We start from the raw sequence: 15,682 nt of genomic DNA on the forward strand, positions 1-15,682 counted from the left end.
CGGCAAATCCTCGATCAGGGAACGATCAGCGTGCCGGCACCGTGCTCGGTGAAGATTTCCAGGAGCACCGAATGCGCCGTCTTGCCGTTGAGGATGACGACGCCCTGAACGCCGGCGCTGATCGCGTCGATGCAGGTCTCGACCTTGGGGATCATGCCGCCGGAGATCGTGCCGTCCTTGATCAGCGCGCGGGCCTCGGAAACCGAGAGTTCCTTGATCAGCTCGCCGTTCTTGTTCAGCACGCCCGGAACGTCGGTGAGGAACAGCAGGCGGGTCGCCCGCAGCGCCCCGGCGATGGCGCCGGCAAAGGTGTCGGCGTTGATGTTGTAGGTATGGCCGTCGCGGCCCGGGGCAACCGGTGCGATGACCGGGATCATCTCGGACTTGGCCAGCAGGTCGAGCAGCGTGCGGTCGACTTCGACCACTTCGCCGACGAAGCCGAGGTCGAGGACGCGCTCGATGTTGGAGTCAGGATCGACGATGGTCTTCTTGGCCTTTTCGGCGAAGACCATGTTGCCGTCCTTGCCGCAAAGGCCGATCGCCCATTCGCCCGTCTGGTTGATGAGGGCGACGATCTCCTTGTTGATCGAGCCGGCCAGCACCATTTCGACGATCTCGACGGTCTTCTGGTCGGTAACGCGCAGGCCGCCCTCGAACTTCGATTCGATGCCCATCCTGGTCAGCATGGCGCCGATCTGCGGGCCGCCGCCGTGGACGACGATCGGGTTGACGCCCGACTGCTTCAAGAGCGCGATGTCAGCGGCAAAGGCCTTGCCGAGGTCGGCATTGCCCATGGCGTGACCGCCATATTTCACCACGATCGTCTTGTTCTCGTAGCGCTGCATGAAGGGCAGGGCCTGAGCAAGGAGCCGCGCCTGGGTTTCGCTTTCGGATGCCGTCATCGGATGCCCTCGTGATTGGTTCGCGGCCTTTTAGCGCAAGATCGCCCGCGATGGAATAATCCGGGAAAAGATATGCGTCGTCGATGATCCGGCGATGACCGGATGGCGTAGACGCCTGTAGGACATGAAAAAATTGCGCCCGGGGGAGGGCCGTCTGGAGGAGAGGGCCTGAAAGCCGATGCCTAGCGACGAAATCGCCGTGCTGCTGAGCCGGGTGGCCCTCAAGGACCGCTCAGCGTTTTCTGTGCTCTATAGCCGTTCCTCGCCGAAACTTTTTGCCATCTGCCTTCGTATATTGCGAGACAGGGCCGATGCCGAGGAGGCGTTGCAGGATGTCTTCATGAAGATCTGGCAGCGTGCTGAAAGCTTCGCCTCGTCGGGAAATGGTGCCATGGGATGGCTCGCTGCGATCACCCGCTATCATTGCATCGACCGTCTGAGGTCAAGACGCCCGCCGGCGCAAGAATTGGAGACGGTCATCGACCTCGCCGACAGCGCGGCCGACCCGGAGCAGAGCGCGGTGTTGCGCTCGGAAGGAAAGCGGATTGACACCTGTCTGCAAGCGTTGGATCCTGACCGGGCGCGCGCCGTGAGGCATGCCTATGTGGAGGGACTGTCCTATCAGGAACTGGCCGATCGGTTCGCGGTGCCGCTGAACACGATGCGCACATGGCTGCGTCGCAGCCTGCTGAAATTGAGAGAGTGCATGGATGACGACGCCAGACCAGAGCAAGGGTGACCGCTCCCGCGACGAAGTGCTCGCCGGAGAATACGTGCTCGGCGTGCTCGGCGTCGAGGATCGCATGCAGGTCGAGGAACGGCTGCGGCATGACCGCAGCTTCGCCGTGATCGTTCGGCGCTGGGAGGACAATCTCTCGCAGTTCAACGAGGATTATGGCGTCGAACTGCCGCCCGAGGCACTCTTCGCCAGGATCGAGAGCAAGATCTACGCCCAGCCACAGCGAGACGCGTGGGGGGCTGCATTCGGCGGTCTGTGGAACTCGCTCGCCCTGTGGCGCGGCCTGGCCTTTGCCGGCGCGGCCGTTGCAGCGGTCGTCGCCGGAACCGAGGCGGGGCTCTGGGACCGCTCGGCAGGCGGCCAGCCGCTGGTGGCGGAACTTGCCGGCAAGGACAGTGTCATCAGCCTCGTCGCGCGCTACGACAGCGGTTCCGGCAAGTTGCAGGTGACGCCCGTGGCGACCGGCGCGCAGCAGCAGAAATCGCTGGAACTCTGGCTGATCGAGGGCGAGGCGGCGCCGCGTTCGCTCGGCGTACTGCCGCAGACCGGCGAAGGCGAGATCATCGTGCCCGACACACTGCGGGAGCACTTTGCCGAGGGTGTCATCCTCGCCGTCAGCCTTGAACCCTTCGGCGGCTCCCCCACCGGCCAGGCCACCGGTCCGGTCATCGCGCTCGGCCCGGCCCATCTGTGACAGGCGCGCCATCTCGGCGCGTCGTTCTCAATAAAAATACAGAAATATCAAAATCATAGAGAAAAATTTCGGTTTTTTGCCCGACGCCTGAAACTTCCTCGCCCGAGCTCTCGTCCTCTGTAGTGTTCCCGACAAACGGGATCGAAACAACCGCCCGGATGGCAATCCTGCCGCCGAGGACGGATCGAGAACACCAGGACAGAGGAAACCGAAATGTTCAAGACCACCCTTCGCCCGCTCACCCTTGCCGTCGTCCTTGCAGCCGGCACCGTTGCCGCCCATGCCGAAAACCCGATGGTCGGTGGCGCCGCCATGTTCGAAGACAAGAACATCGTTGAAAATGCCGTCAACTCGAAGGATCACACGACGCTGGTCGCCGCGGTCAAGGCTGCCGGCCTCGTCGAGACCCTGTCGGGCAAGGGCCCGTTCACGGTCTTCGCGCCCGTCAATGCCGCCTTCGACGCGCTGCCGGCCGGCACGGTCGACACCCTGCTGAAGCCCGAGAACAAGGATCAGCTGACCAAGGTTCTGACCTGCCATGTCGTGGCGGCTGACGCCATGTCGTCTGCCATCGGCAAGATGATCGCCGACGACGGCGGCACCCATCCGGTCAAGACGGTCGGCGGCTGCATGCTGCAGGCCAAGATGGATGGCGACAAGATCACGCTCACCGACGAGAACGGCGGCGTGGCCACCGTGACCATCGCCGACGTCAAGCAGTCGAACGGCGTGATCCACGTGATCGACAAGGTCCTGCTGCCGAAGGCCTGAGCCGAACGTCTGCCCCGCCTCTGGCGGGGCAATGTCCAGGCCGGGCGTACTGCGTCAGGTTGCCTGGCCGATGGCCTCGAGGATTGCTCCGCGCAAATCGTCGAGGCCATTTCCTTTTTCGGAGGAGGTGGCGACGATGAAGGGATAGGCGGCCGGGCGCTTCTTGATCTTTTCCAGGGTTTCCGCGATCAGGCGCGGAACGCCGGCTTCCTTGATCTTGTCGGTCTTGGTCAGCACGATCTGGTAGGACACCGCCGCCTTGTCGAGCAGGTCGAGCACCTCGTCGTCGTTCTTCTTGATGCCGTGGCGGCTGTCGATCAGCACGTAGACACGCTTCAGCGTGGCGCGGCCGCGAAGATAGTCGAAGACCAGCTTGGTCCAGGCATCGACATGTTCCTTCGGCGCCTGGGCATAGCCGTAGCCGGGCATGTCGACCAGCGCCATCGGCGGCAGGTCGCCGGCCTCGCCCGAATAGCCTTCCGGAACGAAATAGTTGAGCTCCTGGGTCCGGCCCGGCGTGTTCGACGTGCGGGCGAGGGCCTTCTGGCCGACCAGCGCGTTGATCAGCGACGACTTGCCGACGTTGGAGCGACCGGCAAAGGCCACTTCGAGCGGACCTTCGGGGGGAAGGAACTGCATTGACGGCACGCCGCGGATGAAGATCCACGGGCGGCCGAACAGAGGCTGATCTGTCTTCTGGTTGTTGTCTGTCATGGGATCGCCTTTCGCATGTCCTGTGAAATCCGGGTTTTGACCGGTAAAGTCAAGACGCGGTGGGCACGCGCGGCCCCAGTTCGCGGCGCATATGGCCGATAAGGTAGGTGAACAGCGCGACAAGCACGATGCCCCCGCCGATCATCGTTCGGAATGACGGCACCTCATCGTGCAGCAGAACCATCCACACGGGCGCAAGGATCATCTCCGCCGTGCCGAGAAGGGCCGCCAGCGCGGACGGGATCATGCGGGCGCCCGTCACATACATCGCCATGCCGAGCCCGAGGTTCAGCGCGCCGAAGGCGAACAGCAGCGCAAGATTCGGCAGGCTGACGGCAAAGCTCACGGTCTGGGTGGCGGCGATGGCCGCCGCGATGAAACAGCCGGTGCTGGCTGCGGGCGTCATGCGGATCTCCGGATGCCGCCGCGTCAGCACAGTCATGCAGGCGAAGATCACCGGGATCGAGGCTGCGAGGGCAAGGCCGACCATCGATCCGCCTTCGCCGATCGATGCCGATACCATGATCGCAACACCGACGATCACGGTGGCAATCGCTCCCCATGTCACCGCGGTAATGGCTTCGCCAAGCAGCACGCGGGCAAGCAGCGCGGCAAACAGCGGAATGGCCGCCATGAACAGCACGACATTGGCGACGGGTGTCATGCTGACGGCGAGCACGAAGCAGGTCGATACGGCGGCAAAGCCGGCGGCGATCATGAGCCCGGGCCATCCCATCGCGCGGAACAGCCGGAGCGTCCCGGTCAATCTGTCGCGGATCAGCATGAAGCTCAGGAGGAACAGGCCGCCGAACAGGCAGCGCCAGAAGACGATGGCCCAGCCGTCGTCCATCCTGATGAAACGCTGGATCGCGCCGCCATAGCTCCAGGCGGTGGCGGAGCCAAGCACCAGGGCAATGCCGAGCCAGGGGCGGGCGGCGGAGACGGGCGAGGAGTGTGCGGCGGTCATCGGAACTCGTTGGGTGGCGGTCATAAAAGAAAGCCCCGGACTGGCCGGGGCTTTCGGGGACTACTCGGTCTTGGCGGGCTTTCGCCGGAACATGGCCTTGAGATTGTCGAACAGCTCGATCTTGGCGCCGTGGCGCTTCATGATGACCGACTGCTGGGCGATCGAGAGCGTGTTGTTCCAGGCCCAGTAGATGACCAGACCGGCCGGGAAGGTGCCGAGCATGAAGGTAAAGATCAGCGGCATCCAGTTGAACAGCATCGCCTGGGTCGGGTCCGGCGGGGTCGGGTTCATGCGCATCTGCAGCCACATGGTGACACCCATGATGATCGGCCAGACGCCGAGATGCAGGAAGGTCGGGCCTTCGAACGGCAGCAGGCCGAACAGGTTGATGAACGTGGTCGGATCGGGAGCCGACAGGTCCTGAATCCAGCCGAAGAACGGCGCATGGCGCATTTCGATGGTGACGTAGATCACCTTGTAGAGCGAGAAGAAGACCGGGATCTGCAGGAGAACCGGCCAGCAGCCGGCGATCGGATTGATCTTCTCATCCTTGTACAGCTGCATCATCGCCTGCTGCAGCGCCATCTTGTCGTCGCCGTGCTTGGCTTTCAGCTCTTCCATCTTCGGCTGCATGCGCTTCATGTTGGCCATGGAGGCATATTGCTTGCTGGCGAGCGGGAAGAAGAGCGCCTTGACGACGATGGTGGTCAAAAGGATCGCGATGCCGAAATTGCCCACCTGACGGTAGAAGAAGTCCATCAGCTTGAACATCGGCTTGGTGAAGAAATAGAACCAGCCCCAGTCGATCAGGAGGTCGAAGCGCGGGACCTCATAGCTCTGTACCGCCGCGGGCTCGCTGGAGCGCAGGTTCGAAAACAGCTTGCCGAACCAGGATTTGTCGAGCGCATAGCCGTCGACCACCGGCACTTCCTTGGCGCCGGCGAAGACCAGCTGCTTGAGCGTCGTGCTCTGGCCTGCGGCCACCGTGGTGGGATCGCTCTTGTAGTCGGCCTGGAAGCGCGGCTGGCCGTCGGTGAAGTGCGAGAAACGGCTTTCATAGGCAAGGGTCTGCTGCGGGATGAGGGCCGAGGCCCAATACTTGTCGGTGATGCCGAACCAGCCGCCCGTCGCCTTCTCGTTGGCAACGGCTTCCTCTTCGATATTGCTGTACTTTTCTTCGATCAGGCCGCTCTGCGAACCGATGACGCCGAGGAAGCCCTCGTGGAGAACGTAGACGGATGCGGTCGTCGGCTTGTTGTAGCGGGTAATGCGGCCATAGGGAGCAAGCGTGGCGTTCGCCGTCCCGGCATTCTGGATCGTGTCCTCGACGGTGAACATGTAGTGCTCGTCGACGGAGATCTTGCGCAGGAAGGTGAGGCCGGCCTCGTTGGTGAAGGACAGCGTGACCGGCGTCGCGTGGGTCAGCTTGTCGCCTTCGACCAGCGTCCAGACGGTCGCCGGGCCCGGCACCGCTCCGGCGTTCTCGCCGGCAATATAGCCGAGTTCGGTGAAGTAGCCGTCCTTGGTGTCGGCCGGATTGAACAGCGTGATGATCGGGCTCGTCCGGTCGACGGTCTCGCGATATTCCTTGAGCTTCAGGTCGTCGAAGCGCGCGCCGGTCAGATTGATCGAGCCGGCAAGCGCGGGCGTGTCAATGGCGACGCGCGGGGACTTGGCGATCGCCTCTTCGCGGTTGGTCTCGGCGGCCGCCTGGGCGCTGCTGCCCGGCAGGTTGCCGGCAACCGTGCCGGCCGCGGGAGCGGCGGCATTCGGCTGCACCTGGGTCGTCTGGGCTTCCTGGGCAAGGCGCGCCTCTTCGGCGATGCGCTGCGCCTCGATCCTCGGACTCATGATGAAATACTGCCAGCCGAGAACGATCAGCACAGACAGGGCAATCGCGATGAAGTAATTGCGGTTGTTTTGCATCATACTTTCCTGGAATCGGTCGCGGAGGACCCTGCGTTTTTCGGTCTGGCCTTGATCCGCTCGGCCAATTGCGCGGCAATCCGCGCAAAGGGTGCGTGGAGCACGTCCCTGCGGGCGACAACCACATAGTCGTGTCCGGGCTGCATTGCAAACGCCGCATTCAGCCGCACGGCTTCTTTTAGGCGCCGCCGCATGCGGTTTCGTTCGACCGCGTTGCCGTGTTTCTTGGTGACGGTAAAGCCGACCCGCGCTTCGGTGTCCGGCTGTTGGCGGTCGAGGACCTCGAGGAGGAACAACCCGCCCTTGCGCTTTTCTCCGGCGCGAACGGCAAGAAACTGCGGCCGGCTTTTCAGCCGCCCGACAGTTTGTTTCTTTTTAGGTACATTCATTCGCCCGGTCCCGGGCAAACCCGGCCTTAGGCCGAGAGACGCTTGCGACCGCGAGCGCGGCGAGCAACGAGAACCTTGCGGCCGCCCTTGGTTGCCATGCGCGCACGGAAGCCGTGGCGACGCTTGCGAACAAGCTTGGAAGGTTGGTAGGTACGCTTCATTTATTTAATACCGCGGTGTGCGGCCCTTCTTGGGTTTGCATTTCTGCAAGAGCGTTGGATTTGACGCACGGCTCCACATCCGCCACAGGGGCGGGTCGGTCCGAACGTGCGCGGCTTATAAGGGCGATGGCTTGCGGAGTCAATTCCCGCCGTTTGCGGTGTCCAAGAGCGCGCGCGAGATCTCGCCTTTGCCCGTTAACCATTTCGCCAGATGCTGAAATGCCGTTTTGGGTCTATTTCTGTCTATTCCGGCAATTTGCTGATCGGTTTTGATCGTTTTGACCGCGGCGACGCGCAAAATTCGAATTATGACGCAGGCGTCACCGATAAAACAGCGTATTTTAGCATCGCAATAGTTCGTTAACGGCGGAACCTTATTTTTGTAAAAATAAGGGGGCGTGCAGCCTCTCCATTTTTACTTAGGAGTTAGTTCGTGAAGATCAGCGGCAAGGTCTATTCATTGGTTGGAATTCTTGGTTTCGCGGCCATAGTGATCGGGGCGATGGGCATCTTCGTCACCACGCAGTATGGCGCCAAGTCGGAACAGGTGAGCGAGGTATCCGAGCGCGTCTATCTCGGTGAGCGCCTGAACCGCCTCGTCACCGGGGTGGTGATGGAAGCCCGCGGCATTTACGCCGCGCCGAGCACCGAAAAGGCCGAGAGCTTCGCCAAGGGCCTGCTGAAGAACCTCGACGAAATGGACAAGGTGCTGGCCAGCTGGAAGCCGCTCGTGCCGGAGGCGCAGATGGCGACCTTCGATGCGATGATGGCACGCTCCGCCGAGTTCCGCACCTTCCGCTCGGAAACTGCCCGCCTGGGTACGACGGTGGACCCGAAGGCCGCCAACGAACAGGGAAATACCGAAGCCAACCGCGCCAACCGTAAGGCCTTCCAGGCTGAGATCGACGCGGTTGTCGATGCCGACAAAGGTGAACTTCAGGCGCTGCAGGATTCGCTTGCCAGCTTCCAGCAGACCATGCTGGTCATCATTTCCGGCGTGACGGTGCTGTCGCTGGCGATCGGCGCCGGCCTCGGCATCCATATCGGCGTCAATCATCTCAGCCGCCCGATCCGCAACGTCACCGCTGCGATGAAGAGCGTGGCCGACGGCGACTTCACCACCGAAATCCCCTACGAGGGCCGCGCCGACGAAATCGGCGACATGGCTGCCGCGGTCGAAGTGTTCAAGCGCAATGGTCTCGCCGTCCAGCGCATGAACGCCCAGGAAACGGCGATGCGCGCCAAGAGCGACGATCTCCAGTCCAGCATGTCGGTGGTCGTGGCATCCGCTGCGGCCGGCGATTTCGCCAAGCGCATCGACAAGGACTATGACGACGAGAGCCTCAACCGCTTCGCCGCCAACATCAACACGCTGCTGTCGTCGGTCGATCAGGGGATCTCGGAAACCCGCCGCGTCATTGCCAGCCTTTCGGCCGGCGACCTGACCCAGAGCATGCGCGGCGATTTCCGCGGCGCCTTCGCCGAACTGCAGACCAACGTCAATGCCACCTTCGAGCGGCTCCGCCACACGATGACGGACATTCGCGGCAAGACGGACCTCATCAACGGCAATACCGGCGAGTTGACCTCGGCGACCAACGACCTGGCCAAGCGCACCGAGCAGCAGGCCGCCGCACTCGAGGAGACGTCTGCCGCCCTCGACGAGATCACCGTCGTCGTCCGTGGTTCGAGCGAAAGGGCCCAGGAAGCCAGCCAGATGGTGACCGAAGCCAAGCAGAGCGCCGCCCAGTCGGCAATCGTCGTCTCCGATGCCGTCGATGCCATGGGCCGCATCGAGCAGGCCTCGCGCGAAATCTCGCAGATCATCAACGTCATCGACGAGATCGCCTTCCAGACCAACCTTCTGGCGCTGAATGCCGGCGTCGAGGCCGCCCGTGCCGGCGACGCAGGCAAGGGGTTTGCCGTTGTCGCCCAGGAGGTGCGCGAACTGGCCCAGCGTTCCGCCAACGCCGCCAAGGACATCAAGGCGCTCATCACCAAGTCCGGCCAGGAAGTGGCCGGCGGCGTGAAGCTGGTGCAGCGCACCGGCGAGGCGCTGTCGGAAATCGAGGTACGCGTCCTCAAGATCAACGACCACATCCATTCGATCGCCGCAGCTGCCAAGGAACAGTCGACCGGTCTCGCCGAGGTCGCCACCGCCATGAACCAGATGGACCAGGTGACCCAGCAGAACGCGGCCATGGTCGAGGAAACCTCGGCGGCGACCCACAAGCTGTCGGGGGAGGCCAACGGTCTGGCCGCGCTGGTGGCCCACTTCCGCACCGGCGACGAGGGACGCTCCCACGCGGCACCCGTTGTCGCTCGGTCCACCCAGCACAAGCCTGCGCCGTCGCCGGCCCGCCAGATGATGGGTTCCGTGGCCAAGGCATTCGGCGGCGGTCGCGCCGCCACCGCCAAGGCTGCCGTCCAGGAAACGGAAAGCTGGGAAGAATTCTGATCCGTCGCCCCGGACGGGACCATCGAGATCGAGGCGCCGCGACCTTTGGGTCGCGGCGTCGTCGTTTGCGGGCGGCGCCCCGTGAGCGGAGGGTCTCCGCTGCCTGCGCCGGAGATGCCATTGGCCAATTCTCCCGCGTCGGCTAATATGAGAAGAATGCAAATTGTCGAGCCGGGCCGGAAAGCAGCCGGTCCGGACCAGGATGACGACGGGAGTGGGCGATGGCGCGACTGAGCGAAGCCGGTCGGCAAGCCGAATCGAGTGAGCCATCGGTCATGCCGCATCGGTTGCGTGGCCTTTCGGGCAAGCTGCTGTGGCTGACCATGGCCTTCGTGATGCTGGCGGAAGTGCTGATCTTCGTCCCGTCGGTCGCCACCATGCGTCTGCGCTGGCTGGAGGACCGACTGAACACCGCCGCTGCCGCCGGCGTGGTGATCGACGGCCTGCAGCCGGCCGAACTGCCCCGCGCCGTGCAGGACGACACGCTGATGGCCACCGGCACCAAGGCGATCGTGCTGCGCAAGGACGGGACCTCGCGCCTGCTGGCGGTCGAGGACATGCCGCTGCAGGTTGACGCGAAATACGACCTCTCCGACGTGCCGGCCCTGCAGTCGATCGGCGACGCCCTCTACACGCTCATTCTCGGCGGCGACCGCATGCTGCGGGTCTACGGACCGGTTGGCGACAGCGACATGATCATCGAGCTGGTGATGGAGGAGAAAAGTCTGCGTAAGGCGATGCTCGCCTATGCCCGCAGCGTTTTTTCCGTGTCCCTGATGATTTCGCTGAGCACCGCCTCGCTCATCTACATCGCCATCAACCGCATGATGATTCGGCCCATGCGCCGGCTGACCCGGAGCATGCAGGCCTTTGCGGAAAACCCCGAGGACCCCGCCCGCATCCTGCCGCCGGCACCCGGCGACGACGAGATCGCCCTGGCAGGCCGCCACCTTGCCCTGATGCAGGAGCAGTTGCAGAAGACGCTGAAACAGCAGCGCAACCTCGCCGACCTCGGGCTGGCGGTGTCGAAGATCAATCACGACATGCGCAACATCCTTGCCTCGGCGCAGCTGATGTCCGACCGTCTCGTTGATGTCGAGGACCCCATGGTCAAGGGTTTCGCCCCGAAGCTGGTGCGCACCATCGATCGCGCGGTCGGCTATACCAACGAAGTGCTCGCCTACGGCCAGGCGTCCGAGCCCGAACCCAAGCGCCGCCGCTTCCCCCTGTCGGGGCTGTGCCAGGAGGTGCGCGAGATTCTGGCCATCGGCCCGGAGAGCGGCATCGATTTCGTCGACATGGTCGGCGGGGACATCGAAGTCGATGCGGACAGCGAGCAGCTGTTCCGGGTCATTCACAACATCTGCCGCAATGCCGTCCAGGCATTGGCCAATCACGGCGGCGATGATCCTGCAGTGTTGCGCCGCATCACGCTGTCGGGCCAGCGGATCGGCAGCGTGGTCGCCATCACCATCGATGACACCGGCCCGGGCCTGCCGCCCAAGGCACGGGAGAACCTGTTCATGGCCTTCCGCGGTTCGGCACGCTCCGGCGGCATCGGGCTCGGCCTGGCGATCGCCCGCGAACTCGTGCTGGCCCATGGCGGAACCATCGCCCTTGTGGAAAAGCCAGGCCCCGGCACGCTGTTTCGTGTCGAAATTCCCGATCGGCCTGTCGCTCTCGACGATTGGCGTGCCCGCGCCTGAAAAAAGATCTGCCGGAAATGCGGGGTGCCGGCCTTCACATGACGGCAAAATGACTCTTTTTTCCGAAAGGTGCTTGCAATCCTCCGCGGCACGTTTTAGAGGATCGCCACGCCGCCGACGACAGTCGGACCGGTACGCACCCGTAGCTCAGCTGGATAGAGCACCAGACTACGAATCTGGGGGTCAGGAGTTCGAATCTCTTCGGGTGCGCCATTTCCTTCTCTTCTGAAATGCCTTTGACTTCCGCGGCATACGGTGCTGACGGGGTTTTTGCGCGTTGTCGTTTGTCAACCGTCTGCTATGCGTCAAGCGCATGGCAGATAAGCGCGCAATGCGACTGAAGAATGATTGCGTTTTCGCGCCGCGGGCCTTTAAGCCATGGCCTCTGCCCGTCGGTGCACGATCGGGCCAATATGCGTTGTCTCATGAGGATGGATTATGCTGCGTGACCGGATCAGATTTAAGCCGCTGCTCGACAAACTGGTCAGTGCAGAGGAGGCCGCAGCCTACATCCAGGACGGCATGACGGTCGGCATGAGCGGGTTCACCCGCGCCGGAGAGGCGAAGGCCGTGCCGCTGGCCTTGGCCGAGCGTGCCAAGACCCATCCGCTCAAGATCACCCTGATGACCGGCGCCTCGCTCGGCAACGATCTCGACAAGACGCTGGCCGAGGCCCATGTGCTGGCGCGCCGCATTCCGTTCCAGTCGGATCCCGGTCTGCGCAAGGCGATCAATGCCGGCGAGGTGATGTTCATCGACCAGCATCTGTCGGAAACGGTCGAGCAGCTGCGCACCCAGCAGATCAAGCCGGTCGACATCGCCATCATCGAGGCGGTCGCCATCACCGAGACCGGCGGCATCGTTCCGACCACCTCGGTCGGCAATTCGGCGAGCTTCGCCATTCTCGCCGACAAGGTCATCATCGAGATCAACATTTCCCAGCCGGCCTCGCTCGAGGGCCTGCACGACATCTATATTCCGTCCCGCCGCCCGACCCGGATGCCGATCCCGATCGTCACTCCGGAAAGCCGTGTCGGCCTGCCTTTCATCCCGATTCCGCCGGAAAAGATCATCGCCATCGTCGTCTCGGAAAAGCAGGACAGCTCGTCCACCATCCTGCCCCCGGATGCCGAGACCAATGCGATTGCCGGCCATCTCAGCGATTTCCTGCTCAACGAGGTCAAGCAGGGCCGCCTGGGCTATGAGCTGCAGCCGCTGCAGGCCGGTATCGGCACGATCGCCAATGCCGTGCTGCATGGCTTCATCGACACGCCCTTCCATGACCTGAAGATGTATTCCGAAGTCCTGCAGGACTCGACCTTCGAGCTGATCGATTCCGGCAAGATGACCTTTGCGTCGGGTTCGTCGATCACGCTGTCGGCCGAGATGTACAAGAAGGTCCTGCCGCGACTATCCGAATACAAGCACCATCTGTTGCTGCGCCCGCAGGAGATCAGCAACCATCCGGAAGTGATCCGGCGTCTCGGTCTGATCTGCATCAACACCGCGCTGGAGTTCGACATCTACGGCAACGTCAACTCGACCCATGTCGGCGGCACCCACATGATGAACGGCATCGGCGGCTCGGGCGATTTCGCCCGCAACGCCTTCATGTCGATCTTTGTCACCAAGTCCATCGCCAAGAACGGTGCGATCTCCTCCGTCGTGCCGATGGTCAGCCATGTCGACCATACCGAGCACGACACCGATATCCTGGTAACGGAAGTGGGGCTCGCGGACCTGCGCGGCCTTGCGCCGCGCGAACGGGCGGCGGTGATCATCGCCAACTGCGTTGATAAGGATTACCGCGATCCGTTGCAGGACTATTACGATCGTGCCGTCAAGCGGGGCGGGCATACGCCGCATGTGCTCGAGGAAGCGCTCTCCTGGCATGTGAACCTGCGCGAGAAGGGCACGATGCGACCGGCGTGAGGCCGGTCGTTGCCAATGTTCGGAAGAGGCCGCGCGAATGCGGCTACACGGCGCAGAAGCTGCCGTAGAGCGCGGTGATCACATTGCGCGCCGGCTCGCTCTCAATGTGATACCAGATCGTCTGCCCATCCCGGCGGCCGGAGATGATCCGGTCGCGACGCAACAGCGCCAGATGCTGGGAAACGGTCGAGTCACGAATGCCGAGGAATTCGGCGAGCTGGCCGACCGAGCGCTCTCCGTCGATCAGCTGGCAAAGAATGAGCAGCCGGTGACGGTTGGCGAGCGCTTTCAGCAACTCGCTGGCGTCGTCGGCGGCTTCCTGCATGGTATCTGGATCAACTTTCATTCTTGCGTATCTACGTTATTCCGAATATATTGTCAAGTCGGTAGCCCTTGTTTCAAGGGGCTTGGAACTGCAGGAATACGCAAGATGCAGAAAGACAGAAAGATAGTTTGTCCTCAGTGTTCTGCCGTCAACCGCCTGGCGGCCGACCGCCCGGCCTCCGAGGCGCGCTGCGGCCAATGCGGTCATGCGATGTTCGAGGCCCATCCCGCCGATGCCGATGCCCCGACCTTCGAGAAGCATATGAGCCGCAACGAGATCCCGGTCCTCGTCGATGTCTGGGCGCCGTGGTGCGGACCCTGCCGGATGATGACGCCGGCCTTCGCCGAAGCGGCCGGTATGCTCGAGCCGGACGTCCGGCTGCTCAAGCTGAACTCGGAAAACGAGCCGCAGCTTGCCTCGAAACTCGGCATCCGCGGCATCCCGACCATGCTGCTCTATAAGGGGGGCCGCGAAATCGGCCGGGTGTCCGGCGCCATGTCGGCGCGCCAGATCGTCGACTGGACCCGCGCGCAGCTCGGTGCCGCCTGAGGCAGGGAAGCGAGCGGTCGAGCGAAAAGGCTGGAAAGCGCGTGCCAAGCCCGGTATGACGCAGCTGTAGCTGTCATCGTCCGGCGTTGGAGAGAGCGTGCATTCGAACTGCAACGATACCGCGTCCGCGCTTTCCCTGCCCCGCAAGGCGCCGCTGCGGGCGGCACTGCGCCGCGGCGCGCTGTTCGCCGGCTTGGTCCTGGTTCTGGCCGCCTGCGCCGGCCGGCCGATCGGCGTCATGGAGCCCACGAACCATACCGCCAACGGCACGACCAAGGTCGAGTTGATCGCGGCGACGACGCGGGCGCCGGCGGTCGACAAGGCGGTTCTTTTCACCGGCGAGCGCGGTTCCGGCCTGATGATCGACGCGGTGACCCTCTCCATCCCGCCCGATGCCAATCGCGAGATCGGCCAGGTCCAGTGGCCGAAACGCCTGCCGGCCGATCCGCAGAAGGAATTCACCACGGTCGCCGTCGATCCGATCACAAACGAAAAGGAAGGCGAGGCCTGGCTCAAGGGGCATGTTCCCAAGAGCCGCCGCGTCCTGGTCTTCGTCCACGGTTTCAATAATCTCTACGAGGAAGCCGTCTACCGCTTTGCCCAGATCGTCCACGATTCCAAGGCGGACGTGGTGCCGGTGGTCTTCACCTGGCCGTCGCGGGGTTCAATCTTCGACTACAATTACGACAAGGAAAGCACGAACTACTCGCGCGATGCGCTGGAGGACCTGCTGACGCAGATCGCCCGCAATCCGGCCGTCGGCGAAGTGACGGTGATGGCCCATTCCATGGGGACCTGGCTTGCGGTCGAAGCGCTGCGGCAGATGGCCATCCGCCACGGCCGTGTCGATCCGAAGATCAGCAATGTCATCCTTGCGGCGCCCGATCTCGACGTCGACGTCTTCGGCCAACAATTCCAGAGCTTTGCCGGCAAGGCGCCGCACTTCACCCTGTTCGTCTCGCGCGACGACCGGGCTCTCACCATATCGAAGCATATTTCCGGCAATGTCGACCGCCTCGGCCATATCGATCCGACGACCGAGCCCTACCGCTCGCAGCTGGAAATGGCCGGTATTTCCGTGCTCGACCTGACCAAGCTGAAATCCGGCGATGCGCTGAACCATGGAAAGTTCGCCGAGAGCCCCGAAGTGGTGCGCCTGATCGGCGAGCGGCTGATCGCCGGCCAGGCGGTGACCGATTCCTCCGTCGGGCTCGGCGAGAGCCTGGGCGCCGTCGCCATCGGCGCCGGCACCACGGTCGGTCAGGCGGCAAGCACAGTGATCAGCGCCCCGATCTCCATCTTCGACCCGCGCACCCGGCGAAATTACGGCCGCCAGTGGCTGCTGCTCGGCAACTCCGCCGGCAATACGATCGGCGCCGCCGGCACCGTGTTGACGCCGACCCGGCCTTGAGCGCGGTGACCGGCCGATCATGCCGGAAGCGCAAACCG

General features: G+C 63.4%; 15 protein-coding genes and 1 tRNA gene. 9 read left to right on the plus strand and 7 right to left on the minus strand.

The window, feature by feature from the left end; translation table 11 throughout:
* Positions 1–14: 14 nt before the first annotated feature.
* The gene (argB, locus tag L867_RS0121940) at positions 15–902 is read right to left on the minus strand and encodes an acetylglutamate kinase (protein ID WP_028738823.1); all 888 of its coding nucleotides are present in this window, start codon (positions 900–902) and stop codon (positions 15–17) included.
* Between the two features lie 178 nt (positions 903–1,080).
* Between argB and L867_RS0121945 the strand changes: the two genes are divergently transcribed.
* From L867_RS0121945 to L867_RS0121955, 3 genes are all read left to right on the plus strand, one after another.
* Positions 1,081–1,641, plus strand: a complete 561-nt coding sequence (locus L867_RS0121945) for a sigma-70 family RNA polymerase sigma factor (protein ID WP_028738824.1) — start codon at positions 1,081–1,083, stop codon at positions 1,639–1,641.
* Positions 1,613–2,335 carry an anti-sigma factor gene (locus L867_RS0121950; protein WP_028738825.1) on the plus strand — a complete coding sequence of 241 codons (723 nt, stop codon included), beginning with the start codon at positions 1,613–1,615 and terminating at the stop codon, positions 2,333–2,335. Before L867_RS0121945 ends, L867_RS0121950 begins: the two co-directional genes overlap by 29 nt.
* A gap of 213 nt (positions 2,336–2,548) precedes the next feature.
* The gene (locus L867_RS0121955) at positions 2,549–3,106 is read left to right on the plus strand and encodes a fasciclin domain-containing protein (protein WP_028738826.1); all 558 of its coding nucleotides are present in this window, start codon (positions 2,549–2,551) and stop codon (positions 3,104–3,106) included.
* A 54-nt stretch (positions 3,107–3,160) separates the two neighbouring features.
* On the opposite strand, the gene yihA is transcribed toward L867_RS0121955, so the two are convergent.
* The 5 genes from yihA to rpmH are packed head-to-tail and all read right to left on the minus strand — an operon-like array spanning position 3,161 to position 7,263.
* Complete coding sequence (gene yihA / locus L867_RS0121960) at positions 3,161–3,820, minus strand: ribosome biogenesis GTP-binding protein YihA/YsxC (RefSeq protein ID WP_028738827.1); 660 nt, start codon at positions 3,818–3,820, stop codon at positions 3,161–3,163.
* Positions 3,821–3,869: 49 nt separating this feature from the next.
* On the minus strand, positions 3,870–4,787 hold the full coding sequence (locus tag L867_RS0121965; protein ID WP_028738828.1) for a DMT family transporter: 918 nt from the start codon (positions 4,785–4,787) through the stop codon (positions 3,870–3,872).
* 60 nt (positions 4,788–4,847) lie between these two features.
* A complete protein-coding gene (gene yidC, locus L867_RS0121970) occupies positions 4,848–6,713 on the minus strand; it encodes a membrane protein insertase YidC (protein WP_037174191.1) in 1,866 nt (621 codons plus the stop codon).
* Positions 6,713–7,102: a ribonuclease P protein component gene (rnpA, locus tag L867_RS0121975; protein ID WP_028738830.1), complete on the minus strand. Its 390-nt coding sequence runs from the start codon at positions 7,100–7,102 to the stop codon at positions 6,713–6,715. The genes yidC and rnpA overlap by 1 nt, the downstream gene beginning before the upstream one ends.
* A 26-nt stretch (positions 7,103–7,128) precedes the next feature.
* The gene (gene rpmH, locus L867_RS0121980; RefSeq protein WP_028738831.1) at positions 7,129–7,263 is read right to left on the minus strand and encodes a 50S ribosomal protein L34; all 135 of its coding nucleotides are present in this window, start codon (positions 7,261–7,263) and stop codon (positions 7,129–7,131) included.
* Positions 7,264–7,696: 433 nt separating this feature from the next.
* Between rpmH and L867_RS0121985 the strand changes: the two genes are divergently transcribed.
* The 4 genes from L867_RS0121985 (at position 7,697) to L867_RS0122000 (ending at position 13,359) form a co-directional block, all read left to right on the plus strand.
* Positions 7,697–9,721, plus strand: coding sequence for a methyl-accepting chemotaxis protein (locus L867_RS0121985; RefSeq protein ID WP_028738832.1), 2,025 nt, complete (start codon positions 7,697–7,699; stop codon positions 9,719–9,721).
* A gap of 221 nt (positions 9,722–9,942) precedes the next feature.
* Positions 9,943–11,427: a sensor histidine kinase gene (locus L867_RS0121990; RefSeq protein ID WP_028738833.1), complete on the plus strand. Its 1,485-nt coding sequence runs from the start codon at positions 9,943–9,945 to the stop codon at positions 11,425–11,427.
* A 136-nt stretch (positions 11,428–11,563) separates the two neighbouring features.
* Positions 11,564–11,640 (plus strand) — tRNA-Arg (locus tag L867_RS0121995).
* A gap of 225 nt (positions 11,641–11,865) precedes the next feature.
* The gene (locus tag L867_RS0122000; protein WP_028738834.1) at positions 11,866–13,359 is read left to right on the plus strand and encodes an acetyl-CoA hydrolase/transferase family protein; all 1,494 of its coding nucleotides are present in this window, start codon (positions 11,866–11,868) and stop codon (positions 13,357–13,359) included.
* Positions 13,360–13,402: 43 nt separating this feature from the next.
* Here the strand turns inward: L867_RS0122000 and L867_RS0122005 are convergent, their stop codons facing one another.
* A complete protein-coding gene (locus tag L867_RS0122005; RefSeq protein WP_028738835.1) occupies positions 13,403–13,705 on the minus strand; it encodes an ArsR/SmtB family transcription factor in 303 nt (100 codons plus the stop codon).
* 84 nt (positions 13,706–13,789) lie between these two features.
* On the opposite strand from L867_RS0122005, the gene trxC reads away from it, so the two are divergent.
* Together trxC and L867_RS0122015 are read left to right on the plus strand one after the other, a co-directional pair.
* The gene (gene trxC / locus L867_RS0122010) at positions 13,790–14,233 is read left to right on the plus strand and encodes a thioredoxin TrxC (RefSeq protein ID WP_028738836.1); all 444 of its coding nucleotides are present in this window, start codon (positions 13,790–13,792) and stop codon (positions 14,231–14,233) included.
* A gap of 166 nt (positions 14,234–14,399) precedes the next feature.
* Positions 14,400–15,644, plus strand: coding sequence for an alpha/beta hydrolase (locus L867_RS0122015; RefSeq protein WP_408606005.1), 1,245 nt, complete (start codon positions 14,400–14,402; stop codon positions 15,642–15,644).
* Positions 15,645–15,682: the final 38 nt, after the last annotated feature.

Origin of the sequence: Paenirhizobium selenitireducens ATCC BAA-1503 (assembly GCF_000518785.1) — a bacterium.
In the GTDB taxonomy this organism is placed as follows: Bacteria; Pseudomonadota; Alphaproteobacteria; order Rhizobiales; family Rhizobiaceae; genus Allorhizobium; species Allorhizobium selenitireducens.

Coding starts and splice junctions, on each gene's coding strand:
- L867_RS0121945 (WP_028738824.1), top strand. CDS start 1,081: ATGCCTAGCGACGAAATCGCCGTGCTGCTGAGCCGGGTGGCCCTCAAG.
- L867_RS0122000 (WP_028738834.1), top strand. CDS start 11,866: ATGCTGCGTGACCGGATCAGATTTAAGCCGCTGCTCGACAAACTGGTC.
- argB (WP_028738823.1), bottom strand. CDS start 902: ATGACGGCATCCGAAAGCGAAACCCAGGCGCGGCTCCTTGCTCAGGCC.
- rnpA (WP_028738830.1), bottom strand. CDS start 7,102: ATGAATGTACCTAAAAAGAAACAAACTGTCGGGCGGCTGAAAAGCCGG.
- L867_RS0121955 (WP_028738826.1), top strand. CDS start 2,549: ATGTTCAAGACCACCCTTCGCCCGCTCACCCTTGCCGTCGTCCTTGCA.
- yihA (WP_028738827.1), bottom strand. CDS start 3,820: ATGACAGACAACAACCAGAAGACAGATCAGCCTCTGTTCGGCCGCCCG.
- L867_RS0121990 (WP_028738833.1), top strand. CDS start 9,943: ATGGCGCGACTGAGCGAAGCCGGTCGGCAAGCCGAATCGAGTGAGCCA.
- yidC (WP_037174191.1), bottom strand. CDS start 6,713: ATGCAAAACAACCGCAATTACTTCATCGCGATTGCCCTGTCTGTGCTG.
- L867_RS0121950 (WP_028738825.1), top strand. CDS start 1,613: ATGACGACGCCAGACCAGAGCAAGGGTGACCGCTCCCGCGACGAAGTG.
- rpmH (WP_028738831.1), bottom strand. CDS start 7,263: ATGAAGCGTACCTACCAACCTTCCAAGCTTGTTCGCAAGCGTCGCCAC.
- L867_RS0122005 (WP_028738835.1), bottom strand. CDS start 13,705: ATGAAAGTTGATCCAGATACCATGCAGGAAGCCGCCGACGACGCCAGC.
- trxC (WP_028738836.1), top strand. CDS start 13,790: ATGCAGAAAGACAGAAAGATAGTTTGTCCTCAGTGTTCTGCCGTCAAC.
- L867_RS0121965 (WP_028738828.1), bottom strand. CDS start 4,787: ATGACCGCCGCACACTCCTCGCCCGTCTCCGCCGCCCGCCCCTGGCTC.